22 protein-coding genes are annotated in these 22,549 nt (G+C 60.9%); 14 read left to right on the forward strand and 8 right to left on the reverse strand.

Going from position 1 to position 22,549, the window contains the following annotated elements:
• Position 1: 1 nt before the first annotated feature.
• Both I6E58_RS11195 and I6E58_RS11200 read right to left on the reverse strand, forming a co-directional pair.
• A complete protein-coding gene (locus I6E58_RS11195; protein WP_197133639.1) occupies positions 2 to 991 on the reverse strand; it encodes a carbohydrate ABC transporter permease in 990 nt (329 codons plus the stop codon).
• A gap of 64 nt (positions 992 to 1,055) precedes the next feature.
• Complete coding sequence (locus I6E58_RS11200; RefSeq protein ID WP_168187249.1) at positions 1,056 to 2,327, reverse strand: ABC transporter substrate-binding protein; 1,272 nt, start codon at positions 2,325 to 2,327, stop codon at positions 1,056 to 1,058.
• Between the two features lie 217 nt (positions 2,328 to 2,544).
• On the opposite strand from I6E58_RS11200, the gene I6E58_RS11205 reads away from it, so the two are divergent.
• Together I6E58_RS11205 and I6E58_RS11210 are read left to right on the forward strand one after the other, a co-directional pair.
• The gene (locus I6E58_RS11205; protein ID WP_197133641.1) at positions 2,545 to 3,546 is read left to right on the forward strand and encodes a LacI family DNA-binding transcriptional regulator; all 1,002 of its coding nucleotides are present in this window, start codon (positions 2,545 to 2,547) and stop codon (positions 3,544 to 3,546) included.
• A 133-nt stretch (positions 3,547 to 3,679) separates the two neighbouring features.
• Positions 3,680 to 4,720 carry an LLM class flavin-dependent oxidoreductase gene (locus I6E58_RS11210; protein WP_197133643.1) on the forward strand — a complete coding sequence of 347 codons (1,041 nt, stop codon included), beginning with the start codon at positions 3,680 to 3,682 and terminating at the stop codon, positions 4,718 to 4,720.
• On the opposite strand, the gene I6E58_RS11215 is transcribed toward I6E58_RS11210, so the two are convergent.
• On the reverse strand, positions 4,717 to 5,697 hold the full coding sequence (locus I6E58_RS11215; protein WP_231595515.1) for a DUF4349 domain-containing protein: 981 nt from the start codon (positions 5,695 to 5,697) through the stop codon (positions 4,717 to 4,719). The two genes, I6E58_RS11210 and I6E58_RS11215, sit on opposite strands and share 4 nt — an antisense overlap.
• Before the next feature lie 241 nt (positions 5,698 to 5,938).
• On the opposite strand from I6E58_RS11215, the gene I6E58_RS11220 reads away from it, so the two are divergent.
• On the forward strand, positions 5,939 to 6,151 hold the full coding sequence (locus tag I6E58_RS11220; RefSeq protein WP_197133645.1) for a hypothetical protein: 213 nt from the start codon (positions 5,939 to 5,941) through the stop codon (positions 6,149 to 6,151).
• Positions 6,152 to 6,202: 51 nt separating this feature from the next.
• Positions 6,203 to 7,030 carry an alpha/beta fold hydrolase gene (locus I6E58_RS11225; protein ID WP_197133647.1) on the forward strand — a complete coding sequence of 276 codons (828 nt, stop codon included), beginning with the start codon at positions 6,203 to 6,205 and terminating at the stop codon, positions 7,028 to 7,030.
• 20 nt (positions 7,031 to 7,050) lie between these two features.
• Here I6E58_RS11225 and I6E58_RS11230 read toward each other — a convergent pair whose 3' ends face one another.
• Positions 7,051 to 7,758, reverse strand: a complete 708-nt coding sequence (locus tag I6E58_RS11230) for a M50 family metallopeptidase (RefSeq protein ID WP_197133651.1) — start codon at positions 7,756 to 7,758, stop codon at positions 7,051 to 7,053.
• Between the two features lie 153 nt (positions 7,759 to 7,911).
• On the opposite strand from I6E58_RS11230, the gene I6E58_RS11235 reads away from it, so the two are divergent.
• The 3 genes from I6E58_RS11235 to I6E58_RS11245 all read left to right on the forward strand — a co-directional run bounded on the left by I6E58_RS11235 (position 7,912) and on the right by I6E58_RS11245 (position 10,429).
• On the forward strand, positions 7,912 to 8,553 hold the full coding sequence (locus I6E58_RS11235) for a DUF4956 domain-containing protein (protein WP_197133654.1): 642 nt from the start codon (positions 7,912 to 7,914) through the stop codon (positions 8,551 to 8,553).
• Complete coding sequence (locus I6E58_RS11240; RefSeq protein ID WP_197133657.1) at positions 8,550 to 9,326, forward strand: polyphosphate polymerase domain-containing protein; 777 nt, start codon at positions 8,550 to 8,552, stop codon at positions 9,324 to 9,326. Before I6E58_RS11235 ends, I6E58_RS11240 begins: the two co-directional genes overlap by 4 nt.
• Before the next feature lie 104 nt (positions 9,327 to 9,430).
• Positions 9,431 to 10,429: an aldo/keto reductase gene (locus tag I6E58_RS11245; protein ID WP_129073169.1), complete on the forward strand. Its 999-nt coding sequence runs from the start codon at positions 9,431 to 9,433 to the stop codon at positions 10,427 to 10,429.
• 74 nt (positions 10,430 to 10,503) lie between these two features.
• Here the strand turns inward: I6E58_RS11245 and I6E58_RS11250 are convergent, their stop codons facing one another.
• Complete coding sequence (locus I6E58_RS11250; RefSeq protein ID WP_197133660.1) at positions 10,504 to 11,712, reverse strand: MFS transporter; 1,209 nt, start codon at positions 11,710 to 11,712, stop codon at positions 10,504 to 10,506.
• A 247-nt stretch (positions 11,713 to 11,959) separates the two neighbouring features.
• Between I6E58_RS11250 and I6E58_RS11255 the strand changes: the two genes are divergently transcribed.
• From I6E58_RS11255 to I6E58_RS11285, 7 genes are all read left to right on the forward strand, one after another.
• Complete coding sequence (locus tag I6E58_RS11255; RefSeq protein WP_197133663.1) at positions 11,960 to 14,398, forward strand: ribonucleoside-diphosphate reductase subunit alpha; 2,439 nt, start codon at positions 11,960 to 11,962, stop codon at positions 14,396 to 14,398.
• Positions 14,399 to 14,480: 82 nt separating this feature from the next.
• Positions 14,481 to 15,479, forward strand: coding sequence for a ribonucleotide-diphosphate reductase subunit beta (locus I6E58_RS11260; protein ID WP_129073172.1), 999 nt, complete (start codon positions 14,481 to 14,483; stop codon positions 15,477 to 15,479).
• Positions 15,476 to 15,955: a GNAT family N-acetyltransferase gene (locus tag I6E58_RS11265; RefSeq protein WP_197133666.1), complete on the forward strand. Its 480-nt coding sequence runs from the start codon at positions 15,476 to 15,478 to the stop codon at positions 15,953 to 15,955. The genes I6E58_RS11260 and I6E58_RS11265 overlap by 4 nt, the downstream gene beginning before the upstream one ends.
• A gap of 75 nt (positions 15,956 to 16,030) precedes the next feature.
• Positions 16,031 to 16,558 (forward strand): hypothetical protein, encoded by a 528-nt coding sequence (locus I6E58_RS11270; protein ID WP_246837320.1) that lies wholly within the window; start codon positions 16,031 to 16,033, stop codon positions 16,556 to 16,558.
• 241 nt (positions 16,559 to 16,799) lie between these two features.
• On the forward strand, positions 16,800 to 17,693 hold the full coding sequence (locus I6E58_RS11275) for an ABC transporter substrate-binding protein (protein WP_197133669.1): 894 nt from the start codon (positions 16,800 to 16,802) through the stop codon (positions 17,691 to 17,693).
• A gap of 4 nt (positions 17,694 to 17,697) precedes the next feature.
• Complete coding sequence (locus I6E58_RS11280) at positions 17,698 to 18,747, forward strand: amino acid ABC transporter permease (protein WP_231595516.1); 1,050 nt, start codon at positions 17,698 to 17,700, stop codon at positions 18,745 to 18,747.
• A gap of 26 nt (positions 18,748 to 18,773) precedes the next feature.
• A complete protein-coding gene (locus I6E58_RS11285; protein ID WP_197133776.1) occupies positions 18,774 to 19,526 on the forward strand; it encodes an amino acid ABC transporter ATP-binding protein in 753 nt (250 codons plus the stop codon).
• A 77-nt stretch (positions 19,527 to 19,603) separates the two neighbouring features.
• On the opposite strand, the gene I6E58_RS11290 is transcribed toward I6E58_RS11285, so the two are convergent.
• The 3 genes from I6E58_RS11290 to I6E58_RS11300 form a co-directional block, all read right to left on the reverse strand.
• Positions 19,604 to 20,359, reverse strand: a complete 756-nt coding sequence (locus tag I6E58_RS11290; RefSeq protein WP_197133672.1) for a 3-hydroxyacyl-CoA dehydrogenase — start codon at positions 20,357 to 20,359, stop codon at positions 19,604 to 19,606.
• A complete protein-coding gene (locus I6E58_RS11295) occupies positions 20,359 to 21,513 on the reverse strand; it encodes an acetyl-CoA C-acyltransferase (RefSeq protein ID WP_129073177.1) in 1,155 nt (384 codons plus the stop codon). Before I6E58_RS11295 ends, I6E58_RS11290 begins: the two co-directional genes overlap by 1 nt.
• Positions 21,514 to 21,650: 137 nt before the next feature.
• Complete coding sequence (locus I6E58_RS11300; protein ID WP_197133675.1) at positions 21,651 to 22,505, reverse strand: CoA ester lyase; 855 nt, start codon at positions 22,503 to 22,505, stop codon at positions 21,651 to 21,653.
• Positions 22,506 to 22,549 lie beyond the last annotated feature (44 nt).

The following is a 22,549-nucleotide window of genomic DNA, read 5'->3' on the forward strand; positions in this document are numbered from 1 at the left end:
CTTATTCGTCTGAGGTGATGCGACGAGAGAGCAGATAGTTGATGACAGAGAACACGACGATCAGAGCGAACAATGTCACACCGATTGCGGAGCCATAGCCGAACTGGAAGTTGCCGAACCCTTGCTCGTACATGAACAGGCTGAGGGTCTGGAACTGGCGACCGGCACCGCCCGTGAGGCCAGGGGCGGAGAGCAGCAGAGGCTCAGTGAAGACCTGAAGTCCACCAATCGTTGAGACGATGATGGTGAAGATGATGACCGGACGAAGCGACGGAATCGTCACATAGAAGAACTGCTTGAACCCTCCAGCACCATCGATGGCGGCAGCCTCATAGATGTCCTTCGGGATCGCTTGGAGCGCCGCCAAATAGATCAGAGTGTTGTACCCGAACCAACGCCAGAGCACCATGGTCGAGACCATGATGTGGCTCGCAAAGGTATTCGCGGCGAAGTCAATGGATTGAACGCCGAAGAGGTTGAGGAAGCTGTTGATGAGGCCGTAGTCGCGACCAAAGAGCGACGCGAAAACGATCGTTGTCGCCACAACCGAGGTGATGTACGGAACGAGCATCGTCATCCGGAACAGGTTGGCGAATTTCAAGCGAACGTTGTTCAGTAGCTGCGCGAGAAAGAGGGCGAGCAATAGCTGTGGAACCGTCGAGAGAATCCAAATGCTGAAAGTGTTGCGCATCGCGTTCCAGAAACGCTCGTCGCCATAGAGGGTGACGAAGTTATCCAGGCCGATGAACGTCTGGCCGCCGATGGGGTTCCAGTCGAAGAGAGCGACATAGAACGTGAAGACGGTGGGGAACAGGCCGAACACTGCGAAGAGCGCGAAGAATGGCGCAATGTACATGTAGGGAGCAAAAGCATCCATGCGCGTCGCCGACTTGATGCGACGGCGAGGCTTGAGACCGGTGCTCTTAGTGCTCTTAGTGCTCTTGGGGCGCTGAGGCGCGGGGGCAGAACGGGGAGGGGCAGACAAAACCATGGCGAACTCCTTGACAGGGGATGGGAAGGGGCGGGCCCACGAGAGTGAGCCCGCCCCGGGAGCACTAGCCGCCTAGGGCAGTCTTAACATTCTTGAGTGCGTTGGACCAGGCATCGGCCGCAGGTTCTTCACCGTTCTCGACCTGCGAGAGCGAGTTCAAGATCGCGGTGTCGATGATGCGCTGCTGCGGACCTTCGAAGATCGGCTCGATGGATTCCACGCTGTTGGCGTAGATCGGTCCGACGGGGGCATCGTTGAAGAACTCACTGGTGAAGTTCTGGATGTCAGGGGTGTCGTAAAGTTCCGGGGTCGACGGGAAATTACCGTGGGCCTGGAAGATCTCGAGCTGACGCTCCGGCGACATGAGCCACTCGATGAAGGCGAATGCCTCTTCGGGGTGGTCCGACTTAGCGGGGATAGCGAGTTGACTACCGCCCCAGTTGCCGGCGTTCTCGGGAACCGCTGCGATATCCCACTTTCCTGAGGTGTCTGGCGCCTGCTGAGAAATGTAGGTCATCATCCACGCTGGAGCGGCGAGCACGGCGAAGTCACCGTTGTTCATGCCAGCATTCCACGCTTCACTCCATGATGGGGTGCGCGAGCTGATGTCCGAATCGATAGCCTCGAGCGCATAGCCAAACGCCTCTTGCACGTCAGGGTTGCTGTCGTAGATGAGGTCGTCGTCGCCGCCGGCGCCGTAGTACATTTCGCTGCCCTGGCGCACCGCGGGGTTGAAGATCGCGCTGTTAACGTTGTCGATCATGCCCTTGCCGGTGGCTGCGCGGTACTCTGCGCCGACCTCGATGAAGTCGTCCCACGTGGGCCAGAGTGCACTGACTTCGTCACGGTCGCTGGGGAGCCCGGCAGCTTCGAAGAGGTCGGTGCGGTAGGCCATTGCGAGCCCGCCCACGTCGGTCGGGATGCCGACTACCGATCCGTCAGCGGCAACGCCCTGCGACCAGCGCCAGTCGAGAAAGCTGCTCTCAATGTCATCCGAACCGAGAGTGCGCAGGTCGACGAAGTTTTGCGGTTGAGCCTTGAACTGAGACATGTAGCCGACTTCGATCGCCGCTACGTCTGGTCCCTTGCCGCCGGCGAGGGCGGTGGTCAGTGCCTGAGCTTGCTCGTCAGATCCTCCGGCATTGGTGACCTTGAGGATGATGTTGGGGTTTTCTTCTTGGTACGTTGCGAATGCTTCGTCGAGGCCCATGCCACCGAAGGTCCAGACGTCGAGTGTGATCTTGCCATCGGTGTCACCTCCGCCCGAGCATCCGGCGAGAAGCGCGAGAGCTGCGGCTCCGGCGATCACTGATTTGGCAAATTTTTTCGCTGTCATTGCGTCCTCCACATTGAGGTGTGATTGGGAATTACGGGGGCATTCGTCTCGGAGGCGATCGTCGAGGTTTGGTCGAGGAAGCGCTTCCTTGATGAGGTAGTGCAACCGTATAGGCTTATGTCGGGAATCACAACAAAAAGATTGCGCTTCCCTAAAACTCATACTTTTACGCGTTGCGGATTCCGCGAACTACGACCACGCAGGGGATGATGTGCACATGGTTACCCTCGACGACGTCGCGCGTGAAGCCGGTGTATCGCGCACTACGGCCTCTCGAGCGATCAACGGCAAGCTCACGGTTCACCCCGAACGCAGTGCTGCAGTGCAGCGCGCAGCCGAAAGGTTGGGCTTTCGGCCGAATCCGGCCGCCCGCTCGCTAGCGCGTGGGCGCCACGACTCTGTCGCTCTCATCGTCTCCGAAACCAACATCGAGCAAATGACGAACTCGTTCTTCGCCATGGTGCTGCACGGCGCTATCCGCGAAATCGCTAAGACCGAGCAACAACTTGTGATGCTGCTGCGCGCTAATGACGAGAGCGACGAGAAATTTCTCCGCTTTCTCGAAGCTAGCCACGTTGACGGGGCTATGGTGATTCTCGAATCTCACAACACCGAGCTTCCGCGCTTGCTCGCGCAATCTGCTCTCCCCGTCGTCTTTCTGGGTCGCCCCGTCGAGTCGGTGGACTCCGAATTGTCATACATCGACTCCGACAATGCTGGCGGCAGCATGCTCGCCGCAGAAGCCCTGATCGCTGCGGGCCGCCGTCGCATTGGGGTGATTGCTGGTCCGAGCGGAATGGGAGTCTCTCAAGACCGGCTTCGAGGATTTCAGCAGACGCTCGAGGCTCACGGCCTCGATAGTTCCCTTGTCGCCGAATCGAACTTTCAGACATCCGGGGGCGCGCAAGCGATGGAGACGCTGCTCGACCAGCATCCTGATCTCGATGGAGTGTTCGTGATGTCCGACCTCATGGCGGCGGGCGCAGTGGGAACGCTTAAAGCGCGGGGGCGTCGAGTGCCCGAAGACATTTCGCTTGTTTCGTTCGACGACACCGTGATCGCGACCACTCTTGAACCTCGGCTGACGACGGTGCGACAGCCGCTGAGCGAGCTCGGTGCGCGCATGGTCACGGCGCTCGCCGAACGGATCGCTGCTCCGACGGCGGCTCCGATCAGGGACACCTTGCCCACCACTCTCGTGCGGCGCGACTCGGTCTAAGGCACCGCGCTGGCGAGCCCGAGCATCCGGACACCGCCAGTTGGCGGGTGCCTGCTCCACAATCGTGGAATAGCGGATGCCCGGCTACGGTTTTGCCTACAGACGCGATCGGCGTCTCAGCGAAAGGGAGCTCGTGAATCAGCAGGTTCAGTTTGGACTCGGCACATTTGGCGACGTCACGGTAGACGAAAATGGTGCGCCGCTCAGTCAGGCGCAAGTCATCCGCAATGTCGTAGCCGAGGGAGTACTGGCCGACAAGCTCGGCGTTGACTACTTCGGTGTGGGCGAGCATCACCGCGATGACTTCGCGATCACTGCTCCGGAGACAGTCTTGGGCGCACTCGCCGCTGCCACCACGAATATCCAACTTGGCTCGGCCGTCACGGTCTTGAGCTCGGATGATCCCGTGCGCGTCTATGAACGCTTTGCCACGGTGGATGCTCTGTCGAACGGCCGCGCGGAGATCATTCTGGGCCGCGGCTCGTTCACCGAGTCCTTCCCGCTCTTCGGCTACAACCTCGCCGACTACGAAACGTTGTTCTCCGAGAAGCTCGACCTCTTTTCTGAGCTCATCAAAGAAGAGCCGGTGACGTGGTCGGGCACCCTGCGTGCGGGACTGAACAACCAAGAAGTCTTTCCGCGCACCGAATCCGGTTCGCTCAAGACCTGGATTGGCGTCGGAGGAAGCCCCGAATCTGTCGTTCGAGCCGCCCGCTACGGGATGCCGCTCGTGTTGGCCATCATCGGCGGCCAGCCCGAACGGTTCGCGCCCTACGCGCAGCTCTTTCACAACGCGCTCGCCGAGTTGGGGCAACCCGACCTGCCGATCGCCGTTCACTCGCCGGGCTACATCACCGACTCCGACGACAAAGTCGTCGAGGAGCTGTGGCCGCACTACAAGACGATGCGTGACCGCATCGGTCGCGACCGCGGCTGGCCCGAGTCGAGCGTTGATGAATTTATCGGCGAAGTGAAGCACGGCTCCATGTACGCCGGATCGCCGGAGACCGTGGCGCACAAGATAGCGAACACTATCTCTGCCCTCGGCATCCAGCGATTCGACATGAAGTACAGCGCAGGAACCCTGCCTCACGAACGCATGATGCGCAGTATTGAGTTGTATGCGACCGAGGTCATTCCTCGGGTGCGGGAACTGCTGGCCGAGAAGGCTTAGTCGGCCTTCGACTCCTCGGGGGTCGTGGCCGCGGCGTCAGTGTCGACCGTTTCGGCGGCTGCGGCTGCGGCTGCGGGTGCCGGTGCCGTCGCAGTTGTCGATCGTTGGTGGGAGCGAATGGATGCTCGCACGATCACCACAATGATGCCTGCGATGATCGCGAGGAAGACGATCCAGGGCAGCAGCACTCCAAGCAGCACGAGCAGTCCTGAGAAGAAGGCGACGAGTGCGGCCCAGCCAGCGGCGAGGCCGTCCAAGAACGTGTTCGGCTCGGTGCTGGGGGCATCCGCTTCGGAGACGAGGCTCAGCGTGAGCGTCGACATGGCGACTTGGTCGTCGAAGTATCGTTTTTGCGACTTCAAGCTCTCGAGCTCACCTTGGCGATCGGAGATTGCGGTCTCCAGCTTAATGAGGGTGTCGGTGTCTTCGGCCTTCGTCAGCAAAGCGAGCAAGCGGTCGACGGAAGCGTCGAGAGCAGTGATGCGTGCCTCAAGATCGCGCGACTGCATCGTGACGTCTTGCGCGTTGATCGACACCTCTTGCAGCTCGCCCAATTCCTTGAATTTGTCGAGCGTGGCGGTGAGGTCGGATGCCGGAATGCGCAGCGTAAGCGTCGAACTGCCACGGTTGCCCTCCGAAGGCGCGTATTCGTTGCGGCCGTCAACGCGGCCGCCCACCGACTCCGTGATGCGGATCGCTTCGGCGGTTGATTCGTCGGGGCTCGTTACTGTCACGGCCATGTAGCCCGTCGTGATGACCTCGCGGCTGATATCAGACTCGTTCGCGAGTGCGCCGTCTGCGGCGGGTGCGGCGATTCCCTGATCATTGCCGGTGGTGCCCGAAAGTCCTTCGCCCGTCTCTTCCACGAGATAGTCGCCTGACTCGCTCGACGACATGTCGCTCATGCCCGCCGAGCAACCGGAGAGAACGAGGAGGGAAAGTACCAGTGCTGTAGTGATCTTTAGTGTGCGCCTCATGCTGTCAATCGTGGGCTGTCTGGTTCAGAAAAACTACCCAACGTTTGTCACGATTCGGTCGTCACCACCCGATCGTTATTGTTCGAAACCTCTCCGCGCGGTGGACGCGAGCTTCACGTTGTCTGAAAGCACTCTCGGTATTTCTTGAAAAATTGGATGCCGCTAGTGTCCGGCGGATATCGTGAAATAGTGCCTCAACGAGAGGCGCTGAACGACACGGATTACTTACATCGGAGGAATCATGGGTCTCATTGATAACGCGAAGGATGCCGGCGAAGCGACCGCAAAGAAGGTCGGAGAATTCGTCGACGACACCAAGGAACGCGTCAGCGACGCGGCCGATCAGGCAGGAGCAGATGCCGAGGTGAAGAAGGCGGAAGCCGACCTCGAGCGAGCGAAAGCCGAGAGCGAAGCGACGGAAGCGAAGAACGAGTACAAAGAGAACCTTCGCTAAAGTGGTTCGCTAACTCAGCATCCACCCGCCTGGGACTGGGATACTGAGCACATGGGTTTATGGACGGCGTTTCGACGGTGGGTTACTCCGTCGGGAGCGCCGCTGCTGAATATCGCTGCAGATGAGGGCGAAGGCCCCGTGATTATCTTTCTTCACGGGATCGCCTCATCTGCGGCGACGTTCGCCCACGTCATCCCGCAACTCTCCGACCGCTACCGCTGCATTTCTTTCGATCTGCTTGGCTTTGGTGAATCGCCGAGTCCGGCGGATGCCACCTTCACGATCGAAGAGCACGTTGATTCCATCCGTGCCACGATCAATTCGCTGAAGCTCGACGCCCCCTTCATTCTGGTGGGGCACTCCCTCGGCAGCTTGCTTTCAGCTCGCTACACCGCGATGCATCCCAGCAAGGTCAGTCGGCTCGTGCTGGTGAGCCCGCCCATTTATGTGCCGCCGAACCAGATCGGGGATCCGCTCGTGCGCGCGCGGGTCGGTGCGTACATGCGCGCTTACGAGTTCTTGCGAGACAACAAAGACTTCACGATGGCCACCGTCGACACCCTGCGGCGCCTGTTTCAGTTGGAGGACATTCTCGATGTCTCAGAACGCAACTGGCAGGCGTTCGTGATGAGCCTCAAAAACTGCATCGAAACCCAAACAACCGTGAGCGATATCGCTTCGGTGCGGGTGCCGATCGACGTGGTCTATGGGTCGCTCGATCAGTTCATTGCGCCGGGAACGATGCGCATCGTCGAGCAAATGCGGCAAGTGACGATGCATCGCGTCGAAGCGAACGACCACCTCGTACGCAAACGTCTGGCTAAGCGCCTTGTCTCCGTGATAGATAGCGGTCACGAACTGGCGGCGAAGCACGATTAGGTGTGGCTGGTCCCGCGCGGTCAGTACGTTTCGAGCACCATCGTGACGGCCCAGACGACGCTGGCGCCGATGAGGGCGGCGAAGACGAGGAGCCAGAACACCGAAGGAACACCGGTGCGCTTGAAGAGCAGGTAGGCGTCGGAGGTGCTCAGCTGGTCGCGGCGGCGGGTGTGCACGCCGATTACGGTGGCGAGGCCGCGCACGCTACCGACGAGCAGAGCGATCGCAATCACGAGCAGCACGTAGCTCTGCTGCTCAGGCGTTGCCCACACCCAGAGGGCGGCGCTCGCGGCGGCGGAGACGGCGACGACAAGGAAGCCGAAGAGGTTGCGAATCACGAGCAGCGTGAGCACGAGAATGATGCCGCCGATGAACAGGGCCATAGCGGTGTAGCCCTGGGTAACGCACCAGAGTTGCACGGCGCCGACGATGGCCGGCGCGGGGTAGCCGAGCGATCCGCTGATCACGGAGCCGAGTTTGCCGCGGCCGCTACTGACGGCCTCGCCGGAGTGGTTCATCCGAATTTTCATGCCGTGCACGAAGCGACCGGTGAGAATCGCGCCGACGGCATGGCCGAGTTCGTGCACGAGGGTCGTGAAGAGGCCGAACCATTTCCAGATGGGGTTCGGGATGCTCAGAACGGCCGCTGCCGCCACGATCACGATCAGCAGGGTCGGCGAAATGTCGACCGGGGTCGTGCGGGCGAGGGAGTCGAGAAGGGCGTCCATTCGGGAATTGTCTCACCTCGAACCCACGAGTGAGGTCTTTTGGGAACTCCCACGCCGCGTCGAGATCGTTCATAGAAAGTCCATAGAGTTCTCCGGCTCAATGGGGACCAGCGTGAAGAACACCACGCTTCGTAACAATTCAGGAGCCCCGCCATGAGCCAACTCACCATGATCGCCCTCGACCTTGTCGCCGTCGGTCTTCTCACTTTCGCTCTGTACTTTGCGCGCCACCGACGCCGCGACTTGGTCGTCGCTTATCTCATCGTCAACGTCGGGGTGATGGCAGTCACGGTCATGTTGGCCGATAGTGCCGTCGGTGTCGGCCTTGGTCTCGGCCTGTTCGGAGTTCTCTCGATCATCCGTCTTCGTTCGTCGGAGATCGCGCAGCACGAAGTCGCGTACTACTTCGCTTCCCTCGCTCTTGGCCTCATCGCGGGCCTCGGCGCTGCCGGCTTCGCGAGCGACACGACGTCGCTCGTCTCGGTCTACGTCGCACCAGCGTTGATGGCGATGATCCTGCTCGTGATCGCTTTTGGCGATAGCCCCCACCTGTTCCGGGCATACCGTCAACAGACGGTGACTCTGGATGCCGCCATTGCCGACGAGCCCGCCCTCCGGCTGCGTCTCGAGAACCTGTTGGGTGCCCGCGTGCACTCGCTCACCATCAACAAGCTTGACCTTGTCAACGACATCACGGTGGTGGATGTTCGCTACCGCCTTACCGCGCCAACCCGCGGTGTCGCGACGGCGATGCCGCGGACTCTCGATGACGCTCTGGAAGGATCACGTCGATGAGCACGCCATCCACGACACAGTTCGCGACGATCTCTTTAGAGGAACTGGCCGAACGTGCATCTCTGCTGACGCGGGTTGACCGCAAATATGTGGTGCCAGCCTCTGACCTCGTAGCGCTGCTGGCCGAGCTCGAGTCTCAAGCGCGGGTGCTCGAGATCGACGGGCGACAGCACTTCGACTACGAGTCGGTGTACTTCGATACTCCGGAGGCAGCGAGTTACCTGTTGGCCGCGCATCCGCGACGTCGTCGTTTTAAGGCTCGCACTCGCAGCTACCTCGATACCGGTGATTGCTACCTCGAGGTGAAAACGAAGGGCTCGCGCGGAACGACCGCGAAGCAGCGCCTTCCGTATAGCTTCGATGAGCGTAATAGCCTCACTGCCGAAGGCCGCGAGTACATCGACGAGCTGCTGCATGATGCGTCTGTCGGCGGTATCGACACGGGCAGCATGGAGCCCGTTCTGACCACCCGCTACACCCGCACGACCCTCTTCTTACCGGGAAGTGGCAGCCGGTGCACGATCGATAGCGAACTCGCGTGGGAGTGCGACGCAGACATGCTCCAGTTCAATGACACGGTGATCGTAGAGACGAAGTCGTCAGGCCAGGCCAGCGAAGTCGACCGACTGCTCTGGAGGATGGGGCACCGCCCCGATCGAATTTCTAAGTTCGCAACGGGCCTCGCCGCTCTTCGCCCGGAGCTGCCGCGCAACCGGTGGTCGCGCGTGTTGCGCCGCCACTTCATGCCTGCACTCGACAGCGTCGCAGCCTAAAAGTTGCTCTCTAAACTCGTCGCCAGTCCGTGACCGTCCCTTGCGGACTGGCGACGTTTATTGCGTGGTCGCTCTGTGTCGCCGGGGAGGCGTAGCGTTGGGGCATGGACATTCGCACTCTGGGCCGCACCGGCCGTTCTGTATCCGCTATCGGTTTGGGCACGTGGCAGCTGGGTGCCGACTGGGGTGACGTAAGCGAGGCGGATGCCCGCAGCGTGCTCGATACCGCGGCGGATGGCGGGGTCACCTTCTTCGACACTGCCGACGTCTACGGCGACGGTCGCAGCGAAAAGTTCATCGGCAGTTATCTTGCCGATCGCCCCGAGCTCGACATCACTGTCGCGACCAAGATGGGGCGCCGCGAAGCACAAGACCCCAGCAACTTCACCCTCGCGAAGTTCCGCGAATGGACGGATCGTTCACGCCAGAATCTCGGCGTAGACACTCTCGACCTCGTGCAATTGCACTGCCCGCCCACCGCCGTTTTCGGCATGGATAGCGTCTTCGATGACCTCGACGTGCTCGTCGCTGACGGCGCCATCGCCGCCTACGGCGTGAGCGTCGAGACCGCGGATGAGGCGCTCGCCGCCATCGCGCGACCGAACGTTGCGAGCGTGCAGCTCATCCTCAACGCCTTCCGCCTCAAGCCCTTGGATGTCGTTCTTCCGGCCGCCGTGGACGCCGGCGTGGGAATCATCGCCCGCGTTCCGCTGGCCTCCGGATTGCTCAGTGGCAAGTATCGCGTCGACACGACGTTCGCTGAGAATGACCACCGCACCTACAACCGCAACGGTGAAGCGTTCGACGTGGGGGAGACGTTCTCCGGTGTCGATTTCGAGACCGGCGTTGCCGCGGCCCAAGAGTTTGCGGCGCTGCTCGCTGGCGAACCCGCCGTTGCTGATTTCTCGACGCCGCAGGTGGCGTTGGCATGGGTTGCTCAGCAGCCAGGCGTGAGTTCGGTGATTCCGGGCGCACGCAATGTCGCACAGGCGCAGTCCAACGCGGGTGCCGGTCAAGTGCCTGCTCTGAGCGACGGTTTCATGTCCGGCGTGCGCGACATTTACGACCGCCACTTCCGTGCTGCGGTGCATCCGCGCTGGTAGTCGCACCGGGATAGAACGAACGCGACCACGCCGCACCTTGTGTGGCGTGGTCGCGTTCGTAGCCGTGCTGGCTGCTATTGGCGCAGAGTACTGATCGGTTCCGTGTCAGGGATGGGGCTCGCGTCTTTGCCGCGCAGGTCGGGGTGCCAGCCGCGCAGCAGCGTTGGCACGAGAACTCCGAGGGCTGCAATGACGGTCGCGGCCCAGAAGCCACCGATGGGTCCATTGGCGTCGATGAGGAATCCGGCGATAGCGGAGCCGAGCGCCGCACCGATGAGCTGACCGGTGCCGACCCATCCATAAGCCTCAGCGGTATCGCTGAATTTCACGCTGGCCGACACGATCGCGAAGATGACGGCGAACGCGGGAGCGATACCGATGCCCGCGATGAGCAGCATGATGGCGAGCCACCAGAAATCGAGATAGATCATCGCCAATGCCATGCCCACGAAGACGATGAGCATGCGGCGGGCGAGAGCCCACGGGCCGATGGGGAGATGGCCGAGGAAGAGCCCGCCGAAGAGCGAGCCGATTGCCCAAATGCCGAGCACGATTCCCGCTTGCGGGCCACCGTGGCCGAAGACCGCGACGACGGATGCCTCAACGGCGGATGCTGCGCCGACGAGGAGGAAGCCGGTGATCGTCGCGAGCATGACGGGCGGCTTGCGCAGCACGGTACCGAACGAGCGCTTGCTGCGGGGGATACGAACCTGGCCGACTTCGGGGCTCGCGATAAACCAGATACCGCCGAAAATAAGGAACGTGCCAGCGACGACGATCGCGAGCGTTGTCGAGATTTGTACGGCAATGAAGGTTGCGGCAACGGGGCCCGCAACCCAAATGATTTCTTGAGCCGAAGCATCCAGCGAGAACAGCGGGGTCAACTGCTTGGAGTTCACCATCTTGGGATAGATCGTGCGCACCGCTGGTTGCACGGGTGGGTTACTGAGTCCCGCGATGAGCCCGACCACCATGAACATGCCGACGCTCAGCGGCGCGAGCGCAATCGTAAAGATGGCCGCTGCCGAGATGACGAGGGTGAGGATGAGAACTTTGCGCATCCCCCAGATGCCCATCCAGCGGCTGGTGAGCGGGCCGGCAACGGCCTGACCAACGCTCGTGGCAGCGAGCACAAGGCCGGCAGCGCCATAGGAATCGTGAATCTGTTCGACGTGAAGAAGGATCGCCAACGAGAGCATTCCGCTCGGAAGTCGGGCAGTCAGCTGCGCGGCAATAATCCTGGCGATGCCCGGAGTTTTCAACAGGTCGATGTATGCGTTCACAAGGGTTCCAGCTTAGCCGTCGAAGTGGGCCGATTTTAGGCCGTTCAATGCCCGTTTTTCGGGGGTATTCGTGGTGTCAGTGGTTATCCATAGGCTGTGGACAACTCCGCGAAGTTATCCACACCTGTGGAGGACACGCCCACTACATCTAGGGTTGGCGGCCGGTGGCACCCACGATATATAGTGGTGGAACCGCTTGATCGGGGATCGCGGTTTTCAGGGTTTTATGGGGATTTAGGGAGTATTTGTGGCAATCACAGTCGTCAAGCGCAACGGACAGCGAGAGCCGTACGATGCGAACAAGATCAACATCGCGATTGAAGAGGCCGCTGTCGGTCTCGACGAGAACATCACGTGGGTCACTCAGATCGCTTCTGAACTCGAACTGACGCTGTTCGACGGCATCACCACGCAGCAGCTCGACGAAGCTGTTATCCAGGTTGCACTCCAGAACGTTAAAGATGACCCGGCCTTCGACACTGTCGCCGCCCGTCTTCTCCTCAAGACCATTTACAAGCGCGTTCTCGGTGACTACACCGACGACGCTGACCTCAAGCGCTTGCACAAAGAGCACTTCGCAACAAACGTTTCCCGCGGCGTAGACGAGGGTCTTCTCGACCCTCGTCTCACGAGCATGTTCGACTTGGATGCTCTCGCCGAGCACCTTGAGCCCGCTCACGACGAGCTGCTCAAGTACATCGGCGTTGTCACGCTCAACAACCGCTACGGCATCAAGGGTCGCAACGGAGACGCTCTTGAAGTGCCGCAGTACTTCTGGATGCGCATCGCCATGGGCCTCTCGCTCAACGAGGCCAACCCCAACCAGGCAGCGCTCAAGTTCTACGAGAAGATGTCCAGCCTCGAGTACTTGGCTGCCGGCTCCACTCTCGTGAACGCGGGAACGATCTACCCGCAGCTCGCCAACTGTTTCGTCATGGAAATGCAAGACGACATGGAGCACATCGCTAAGACGACGCGCGATGTCATGTGGCTCACCAAGGGCACCGGCGGAATCGGCCTCTCGGTCACCAAGCTGCGCGCTCAGGGTTCGCCCATCCGCTCCAACAACACCACCTCCACCGGCCCCATCCCCTTCATGCACACGATCGACTCGATCCTTCGTGCCGTGAGCCGCGGTGGCAAGAAGTTCGGCGCGCTCTGCTTCTACATGGAGAACTGGCACATGGACTTCCCGGAGTTCCTCGAACTCCGTAGCAATTCCGGTGACCCCTACCGCCGCACCCGCACCGCCAACACGGCCGTCTGGATCAGCGATGAGTTCATGAAGCGCGTTCAGAACGATGACTCGTGGTACCTCTTCGACCCGCTCGAAGTGACCGACCTCAACGAGCTCTACGGCCAGGCCTTCTCCACGCGTTACAACGAATATGTCGCCATGGCCGAAGCCGGCGAAATGCACATGTTCAAGAAGATCGGTGCTCGCGAGCAGTTCAAGTCGATCCTCATCTCCCTGCAGACCACCAGCCACCCGTGGCTGACCTTCAAAGACACGATCAACAACCGTGCGCTCAACAACAACACGGGCACGATCCACCTTTCCAACCTCTGCACCGAAATCACGTTGCCGCAGGATGAAGACAACGTCTCCGTCTGTAACCTTGCGTCGATCAACCTCTCGCGTCACCTTCTGCCTGAAGGCGGAGTCGACTTCGTGAAGATCGCGGAGAGCGCCCGCCTGGCTGTTCGCCAGCTCGACAACCTCATCGACATCACGCGCTCCAGCGTGAAAGAGGCTGACTTCTCTAACGAGCAGAACCGCGCCGTCGGTCTGGGCGTTATGGGATTCACCGACATCATCGAGAAGCTCGGCTACAGCTACGAGAGCGAAGAGGCCTACGACCTCATCGACGAGATCATGGAGCACGTGTCATACGCCGCGATCGACGCCAGCACCGAGCTGGCCAAAGAGCGCGGTTCGTACACGAACTTCGAAGGCAGCCGTTGGTCAGAGGGCCTCGTGCCGCTCGACTCCATCGCGCTCACCGAAGCCGACCGTGGCATGGAGATCAAGGTCAACCGCAAGACGCGTCTCGACTGGGATGCCATGCGTGAGAAGGTCAAGGGCGGAATGCGTAACGCGACGCTGATGGCAATCGCTCCCACCGCATCCATTGGTCTCGTTGCCGGCACCACACCCGGTCTCGACCCGCAGTTCTCGCAGATCTTCAGCCGCTCGACCTCGAACGGCAAGTTCCTTGAAGTGAACCGCAACCTCGTTGCGACCCTTCAAGAGCACGGCCTGTGGGAGCAGAACCGCGAAGCAATCTTGCGCAGCCAGGGTGACGTGCAGAACGTTGCCGGTATCCCCGATGACATCAAGGCCGTGTTCAAGACGAGCTTCCAGCTCTCCCCCTACTCGTTCCTTGAAGTTGCCGCTCGTGCCCAGAAGTGGATCGACCAGGCCATCAGCCGCAACATGTACCTCGAGACGCGTGACCTCGGCGACATGATGGACATCTACTCTGACGCGTGGTCGCGCGGCGTCAAGACCACTTACTACCTGCACATGAAGCCTCGTCACCAGGCGGAGCAGTCCACCGTGAAGGTCAACAAGGCAGAAGAAATTTCGTCGGGCAAAGCTGCAACAGCTTCCGCATCGACATCAACCGCGGGCTCAGCTCCCGCCCGCCGAGGCTTCGGCGGATTCGCAAAGAAGGCAGAATAATTATGAATCGCGAAAACACGACAGACGACTACTTCGTACCGGTCGATCCCATGGACGACCTCCAGTGCGATAGCTGCCAGTAATGGGAATCTTAGGAACCGGCCTGCAAGACGGCCTGCTGCTGAAGCCCATCAAGTACCAATGGGCCATGGACCTGTATGACCAGGCCGTTGCTAACACCTGGTTCCCCAACGAGATCCAGCTGGGCGAAGACATCGCCGACTTCAAGAAGATGACTGATGAAGAGCGTCACGCAGTGACCTTCCTTATGAGCTACTTCAACCCGAACGAGTTGCTTGTCAACAAGGCCTTGGCCTTTGGCGTGTACCCCTACGTTTCGGCCGCAGAATGCTCGCTGTACCTCGCGAAGCAGATGTGGGAAGAAGCGAACCACTGCATGAGCTTCGAGTACGTTCTCGAAACTTTCCCCATCGACCGCGAAGCCGCGTACAACTCTCACGTTGACGTCCCTTCGATGGCTCGCAAGGAAGAGTTCGAGATGAAGTACATCCGTCGTATGACGGAGCAAACTCTCGACATCGACACCATCGCAGGCAAGCAGGACTTCATCCGCAACCTCGTTGCCTACAACGTGGTGCTCGAAGGCATCTGGTTCTACTCGGGCTTCATGGTTGCCCTGTCGTTCCGTCAGCGCAACCTGTTGCGCAACTTCGGTTCGCTCATGGACTGGGTTGTTCGCGACGAAAGCCTGCACCTCAAGTTCGGCATCAACCTGATCCTCACAGTGATGGAAGAGAACCCGGAGATCCTGACGGAAGAGTTCGCTGACGAGATTCGCCAGATGATTCTGGATGCTGTGGAAATGGAAGAGGCCTACAACCACGACCTGCTCCCCGGCGGCATCCTTGGGCTCAACGCCAACTACATCAACCAGTACGTGAAGTACCTGGCTGACCGTCGGTTGGAAGAGCTCGGCTTCGACGCGCACTACAAGGTGTCGAACCCGGCCAAGTGGATGGCGACAGCCAACGACACTCTCGAGCTCGTGAACTTCTTCGAGTCGACCAACACCTCGTATGAAGCCAACGCCTCGGCAACCACCAAGGTAAAAACGGAGTGAGCCTGACCGTTGAGTGGGTCGACTGGCTCGACCCACGCGCGGTTACCCAGCGTGAACTGATGGAGGTCGAGACGACGGCGATGTACGCCGATCGTCAGGCCGCCCTCGATGAGGTGGGCCGCAACGCAGTGAATGCTGCGTTGACGGTCGCGCCCGACGACGTGAGTCACACGCTGCTGGTGCTCGATGGCGATACCGTCATCGGTCACGCCGCGCTGCGCCGGTTCGGAAAGTCCTTTGAAGTCAAGAAGGTCTTCGTTGGCTCGAACCATCGGGGCAAGGGCGCTGCCCGCCGCCTCATGAATGAGCTGGAGGGTGTAGCTCGCGCAGCTTCGGCTCGCTCGCTCGTACTGCAAACGGGTCACGCTCAGTTGCCCGCTATGGCGCTCTACGAAAGCCTGGGCTACGTACACATCGAGCCTTTTGGCGACTACGCCAACATCCCATTTGGTATTTGCTACGAAAAGACTTTGTAGTCCGTTCAGCTTCGCCACCTAAGCTGCACCGGATGGGGGATACCCCTTATCCAACTAACCCGGAACAATTGCACTGTGAGACTCTTTCGGCGGCGCCCGCGCCTTAACTTGGGCAAATTTAGGGCGCCCGAGCCCGTAGAAGAAGCGCCCATCGAACGTGTTGTCGAAGAGGGCGTTCTCATCGCGCGCAACGCGGTTCGAATGGCGGTCAAGAATCGAATCATCGTCGACGCCGCTCGCGATCACCTCGATTACGACGACGGTGCGCTGGCGGGTCTCGTTCACGTCGAATTCGACCACTTGGCTGACCAAGCGGAACGGCTGCTCAAGGTCACGCGTACGGAACGCAACCGCGCAGTCCAGGAGGGGCTCACCGAGGGGCTTCGCCAAGCATCCATGGATGGCGAACTGATCTCGAACATTATTGACGAAGCGCGCGAACTGGCGTGGAGCGAGATCGGTACCGCGATCATCGGCAAATTGCGGGACGCATACATGCCGGCTGCCGATCCGCAATACCAGAAGGACCGCGAAACTCGACTGCGTGAGCTACGCACGATCAACTTCGCAGAGCTGCAAGCAGCGAACGAAGGCGAGTACTAGCTCCGCTGGCGCGTCGCGCCCACTAATGACGCGGCCGTGCCTCTGCCGCATAATTTCGGCACGTCATGCAGGATTTCGACGGCCACCCCCAATGGATACCGGATCGTTTCTCACCAAACGATGATCTGAGCGCAGCCAGCGGTAGGCTTCCTTCGTCGGCGTTGACGCGAGGCGTGTCCGTTCCGGATTCGATCTTCGTAACCGACGCCACTATTCATCGGGAAATAGAGAAGGTTGAACCATGAGAATCAAGTACGTGACTCCGGCACTGATTGTTGCCGCAGCGCTCATGCTGTCGGGTTGTGTCGACAACAGCACCACCACCGAAACCACCACCGGAGGCAACACTCCCGACGTCGGAGTGAACGAAGCCGCAGCCGCTCTGTTGCCTGACGACATCAAGGACGCCGGCGTGCTCGTGATCGGTATTGACCCGACCTACGCGCCCAACGAATACAAGGACGATGCTGGAAACCCCATCGGGTGGGAAGTTGACCTCGCCAACGCGATGGCCGCCACCCTTGGTCTTGAGACTCAGTACGAGCCCTCCAGCTTCGACAAGATCATCCCGAGCGTCACCGGCGGTAGCTACGACATCGGCTTCTCGTCGTTCACGGATAACGCAGAGCGCGAGAAGGTCGTCGACTTCGTGAACTACTACGAAGCAGGCATCCAGTGGGCTCAGGTTACCGGCGGCGACGTTGATCCGGCCAACGCCTGTGGCCTCACCGTTTCTGTTCAGACCGGAACTTACGAAGAGACCGACGAGCTTCCGGCCAAGTCGCAAGTGTGTGAAGATGCCGGCAACGAGCCCATCAACATCCTCAAGTTCGACACTCAAGACGAAGCTACCAACGCGCTCGCACTGGGCCGTGCCGACGCGATGAGCGCCGACTCGCCCATCACGCAGTACGCCGTAAGCCAGGTTGCCGACAAGATCGAGCTCGCGGGAGATTCCTTCGACACCGCGCCCTACGGAATCGCGATCGCCAAGGACTCGACGCTCCCGGCCGCTCTTCAGGCAGCGCTGCAGTCAATGATCGACGACGGAACTTACAAGTCGATCCTCGATGACTGGGGCGTTTTCAGCGGTGCTATTGACACCATCACCATCAACGCGGCAACCGCTAGCTAAGTAGATGGCTGCATCAGGCTCTAACCGTTCGGCGACACCCGTGATGGTGTCGCCGAACGGCGCCGATCAAGCGGAAGCTATTCAGGCGATTCGTCTTCGTCACCCTTGGCGCAACGTTGTCGCCGTGATCCTCATGGCGATGCTCGTGCTCTTCGTGCTAGATGCTGCCCAGCGCGACGCGTATGGCTGGGACAACTTCGCCAAATACATCTTTGATCAGCGCATCTCGCAAGCAGCGGGCTACACGCTGTTGCTCACGGTGTACTCGATGATCATCGCGATCATCTTGGGCGTCACTCTTGCCGTCATGCGCCTCTCGGACAACCCGGTGGTTAAGGGTATTGCCTGGCTCTACCTCTGGGTCTTCCGCGGCACTCCTGTCTACGTGCAGCTCGTATTCTGGGGTCTCTTCGCGACGATCTACTCCACGATCGATATCGGCATCCCCTTCACGGAGCCGTGGCTTTCACTCGAAACTAATGACCTCATCAGCGTTTTCTGGCTCGCTGTGATCGGTCTGGCGCTCAATGAATCTGCCTACATGGCAGAGATCGTGCGCGCTGGCATCCTCTCGGTCGACAAGGGCCAAGATGAAGCTGCCACCGCGCTGGGCATGTCGTGGATTCAAACAATGACTCGCGTTGTGATTCCGCAGGCCATGCGCATCATCATTCCGCCCACGGGCAATGAAGTTATTTCGATGCTCAAGACCACCTCGCTGGTCACGGCGATCCCGTTCAGCTTGGAGCTCTACGGTCGCTCGCGCGACATCTCAGTAGTAATCTTCGATCCGATTCCGCTGCTGCTCGTTGCCTCTGCCTGGTACCTGCTGTTCACCTCGATTCTCATGGTGGGCCAGTATTTCCTGGAGAAGCGCTTCTCTCGCGGAGTTGGCCAGGCTCGTCCCGACAAGACGGGGACCGAGACGGGAGCAATCACGCTGAAGACCGGTGTCATTACGACTCCGGGATCGGCAGCCGCTGCCGCTGGCGAGGCCGGTTCTGATGCCAGCGCCGACCTGAGTACCGATCCTGAAGGAAAGGAGCACCAATGATGAACGCAGCTACCAGCAGCGTGCCCATGGTGCACGCCGATCGTGTCTCGAAGAGCTTCGGTTCCAACGAAGTGCTCAAGAGTATTTCGCTGTCGGTGCCGCAGGGTGAAGTGATGTGTTTGGTTGGGCCGAGTGGTTCGGGCAAGTCAACTTTCTTGCGCTGTATCAACCACCTTGAGCAGGTCGATGCTGGCCGTCTCAAAGTCGACGGCGTTCTGGTCGGATACGAAGAGCGTGGCGACAAGCTCTACGAGCTCAAGCCGCGCGAAGCTGCTCGCCAGCGTCGGGATATCGGCATGGTGTTTCAGCGCTTCAATCTGTTCCCGCACATGACGGCCCTTGAGAACATTATCGAGGCGCCCATCCGGGTGAACAAGGTCAAGAAAGAGGCCGCGGTCGCGCACGCTCAAGAACTGCTCGCTCGCGTTGGCCTCGCCGATAAGGCGGATGCCTACCCGGCTCATTTGTCGGGCGGTCAGCAGCAGCGGGTGGCTATCGCGCGCGCTCTCGCCATGGAGCCCAAGCTCATGTTGTTCGATGAGCCGACCTCGGCGCTTGACCCGGAGCTCGTGGGCGAAGTGCTCGACGTCATGAAGGGTCTCGCGGAATCCGGCATGACCATGATCGTTGTCACGCACGAGATGGGGTTCGCGCGTGAAGTCGCCGACCAGCTCGTGTTTATGGATGGCGGCGTTGTGGTGGAGTCGGGCGATCCCGACGAGGTTCTCGGTAACCCGCAACACGAGCGTACGAAAGCGTTTCTCTCCAAGGTTCTCTAACCTTTGGCGATGCTCGCGACGTGTCGAGGATGCTGGCTGTGACCAGTGTCCTCGACACACCGCGCAACTGGTGGCAGCTAGCGCGGTTGCATCCGGATAGCGCCGTCGAGGCGAATCACTTCGCCGTTGAGCATTGGGTTCTCAACGATGTGCTGCACGAGCGCGGCGTACTCCGCGGGGCGTCCCAGTCGAGACGGATGCGGCACTTGCGCGCCGAGCGAATCTTGCGCTTCTTGCGGCAGGCCCGCCATCATCGGCGTCTCGAAGATTCCCGGAGCGATCGTCATGACGCGCACCAAGCTTGCCGCGAATTCGCGGGCGAGCGGCAGGGTCATCCCGGCGACGCCCGCTTTAGACGCGGCGTAGGCGGGCTGGCCAATCTGGCCATCAAAGGCAGCGACGGATGCCGTGTTCACGATCACGCCGCGTTCTCCCTCGATCGGCTCGGTCTCGACCATCGCTGCCGCAGCCAGCCGGATGACGTTGAACGTGCCCACAAGGTTGATGCCGATCACGGTCTCGAAGGTCTCTAGCGGCAGCACACCCTTGCGGCCAAGCGTCTTGCCGGGAGTTGCAACCCCCGCGCAGTTCACGACAATGCGCAGCGGAGCAACGGAGCGCGCCATGTCAACAGCAGCCTGAACGTCAACCTCGGAACGCACATCGGCGGGGGAGAAACGGAAGCCATGTTCGGCGGCGATGTCGAGTCCGCGCGAGCTGGGCAGGTCGGCGATGGTGACCTGTGCACCCTGCGCGGCGAGAGCGCGAGCGGTGGCCAAGCCGAGGCCACTGGCGCCCCCGGTGATGAGCGCTGCGGCATCCTGAATGTGCATTAAAGCCTTTCGATGAGGGTTGCGTTGGCCATGCCGCCGCCTTCGCACATCACTTGGAGTCCGAAGCGACCGCCGCTGGCGTCGAGGTGATTGACAAGAGTCGTGAGCAGGCGCGTGCCCGAGGAGCCGAGGGCGTGGCCGAGCGCGATGGCACCGCCGCGGGGGTTCACGATCGTGGGATCGACGGGGAATTCTTTGAGCCAGGCGAGGGCCACCGAGGCGAAGGCTTCGTTGACCTCGATGCTGTCGATCTGGTCGAGCCGGATGCCGCTGCGCTCGAGTACGCGATGGGTAGCGGGAATGATGCCGGTGAGCATCTCGATGGGGTCGGAACCGACGACTGCAAAGGAATGGAAGCGCGCGCGAGGCGTCAACCCCAGAGCCGCGGCCCGCTCTTCGCTCATGATCAGCGCAGCGGAGGCGCCGTCGGTAAGCGGCGATGAGTTGCCGGCGGTCACGCGCCATTGAATCTCGGGAAAACGCCCGGCGGTAGCGGCATCGTAGAAGACGGGCGCGAGCGCAGAGAGCTTCTCGGCGGTGGTGCCGGGGCGCACGGTTTCGTCGCGATCGAGGCCAGCGAGCGGCAGAATCTCCGAGCTGAAATCGGAGGCCGCGGCACGAGCGTGGGAGAGGGCCGCATAGACGTCGAGGTCGTCGCGTTCCAGGCCCCAGCGCGCGGCAATGAGCTCTGCCGAGATGCCCTGCGTGACGAATCCTTCGGGGTAGCGGTTACGGGTAAGGCGGCTCATTCCACCTTGACCGAGCGTCGCTTGCCCAATCGGGTGGGTGCTCATGAGCTCGACACCGCACGCGATGACGATGTCATTGACCCCGGCCATGATCGATTGAGCGGCGAAGTGCGCGGCCTGCTGACTGGAGCCGCACTGGCGGTCGATCGTGGTGGCCGGCACCGACTCGGGGAACCCCGCAGCCAGCACCGCAGTGCGGGTCACATTGGCTGCCTGGCGGCCAGATTGTGTGACGCAGCCGCCCATCACATCGTCGATGGTGGCGGGGTCGAGATCGTGACGATCAACCAGACTGCGCAAGACGACGGCCAGAAGATCGACCGGATGCTCGCTGGAGAGCGCCCCGCCGGGTTTGCCCCGGCCCGAAGGCGTTCGAATCGCGTCAACAATGACTGCCGTTGTCATGGCTCAACCCTAACCGCGAGGGCGGATGCGGGGAAGAGCGGGGTGCTGCTCAAAGAGCAAAGAAATTCGGACTGTACGCCCGAAAAGCAGGCACGAAAAAGCGGGCTCGCACTCGCGAGCCCGCTGATTCACTACGGTTAGGCCGGTTCGACGCCAAACGCGCGGGCCAGCTTGTCGATCTTTTGGGCACGACCGAGGCGCGGCAGGTCACTGCCGTCGCGGATGACGCGGCCACGAGCTTCGAAGTCATCGAGAAAGTCGCGAGCCCACGCCACATCAGAGCGTGTGGGGCTGATGACCTCATTGATGATCGGAAGTTGCTCGATGTCGAGGCAGAGCTTGCCGGTCATGCCGAGAGAAACGGCCATGTCGCCCTGCTCGCGCAGAACGGGGTGGCTCGTGCCGACGGTCGGGCCGTCGATCGGGCCGGGCAGGTTGCCGACGCGGCTGGCAATGACCAAGCGTGAGCGGGGGTAGGCCATGGCGAGGTCATCGGCGCTGGCGCCGGTGTCGCGACGGTAGTCGCCGCTGCCGAAGGCAAGGCGGTACGCACCGCGGGCGCGGGCGATCGAGACAACTTCTTCGATTCCGAGAGCCGACTCCACAAGGGCAATCACGGGAGTGGCGCCCTTGAGACGGTCAAAGGTTTCAGAAACGTGAGCGGCGGCTTCTGCCTTGGCGAGCATGACGCCGCGCAGGCCAGGAAGGCCGGCGAGGGCATCCACATCGTCTGACCAGAAGTCAGAAGCACGGTCATTGATGCGCACCCAGCCGCTGCCACCATTGCTCAACCACTGCACGACAGCGTCGCGGGCGCTCGGCTTCAAGCGCGGGTCGACAGCATCTTCAACATCGAGAATGATCTGGTCGGCGCGCGAACGCTCGGCAGCGTCAAAGTCTTCAGGGCGGGTAGCCGCCACCAAGAGCCACGAACGCGCAATCTCAGCGGAAATCTCGGGGGTAGCGGGGGTGGTGGTAGTGCTTTCGGACACGCGTGAGCTGCTTTCTTTCAGAAGAGAGGCTACGATTTCGCGCC

The sequence above is a fragment of the Salinibacterium sp. SWN1162 genome, assembly GCF_015864675.1.
In the GTDB taxonomy this organism is placed as follows: domain Bacteria; phylum Actinomycetota; class Actinomycetes; order Actinomycetales; family Microbacteriaceae; genus Rhodoglobus.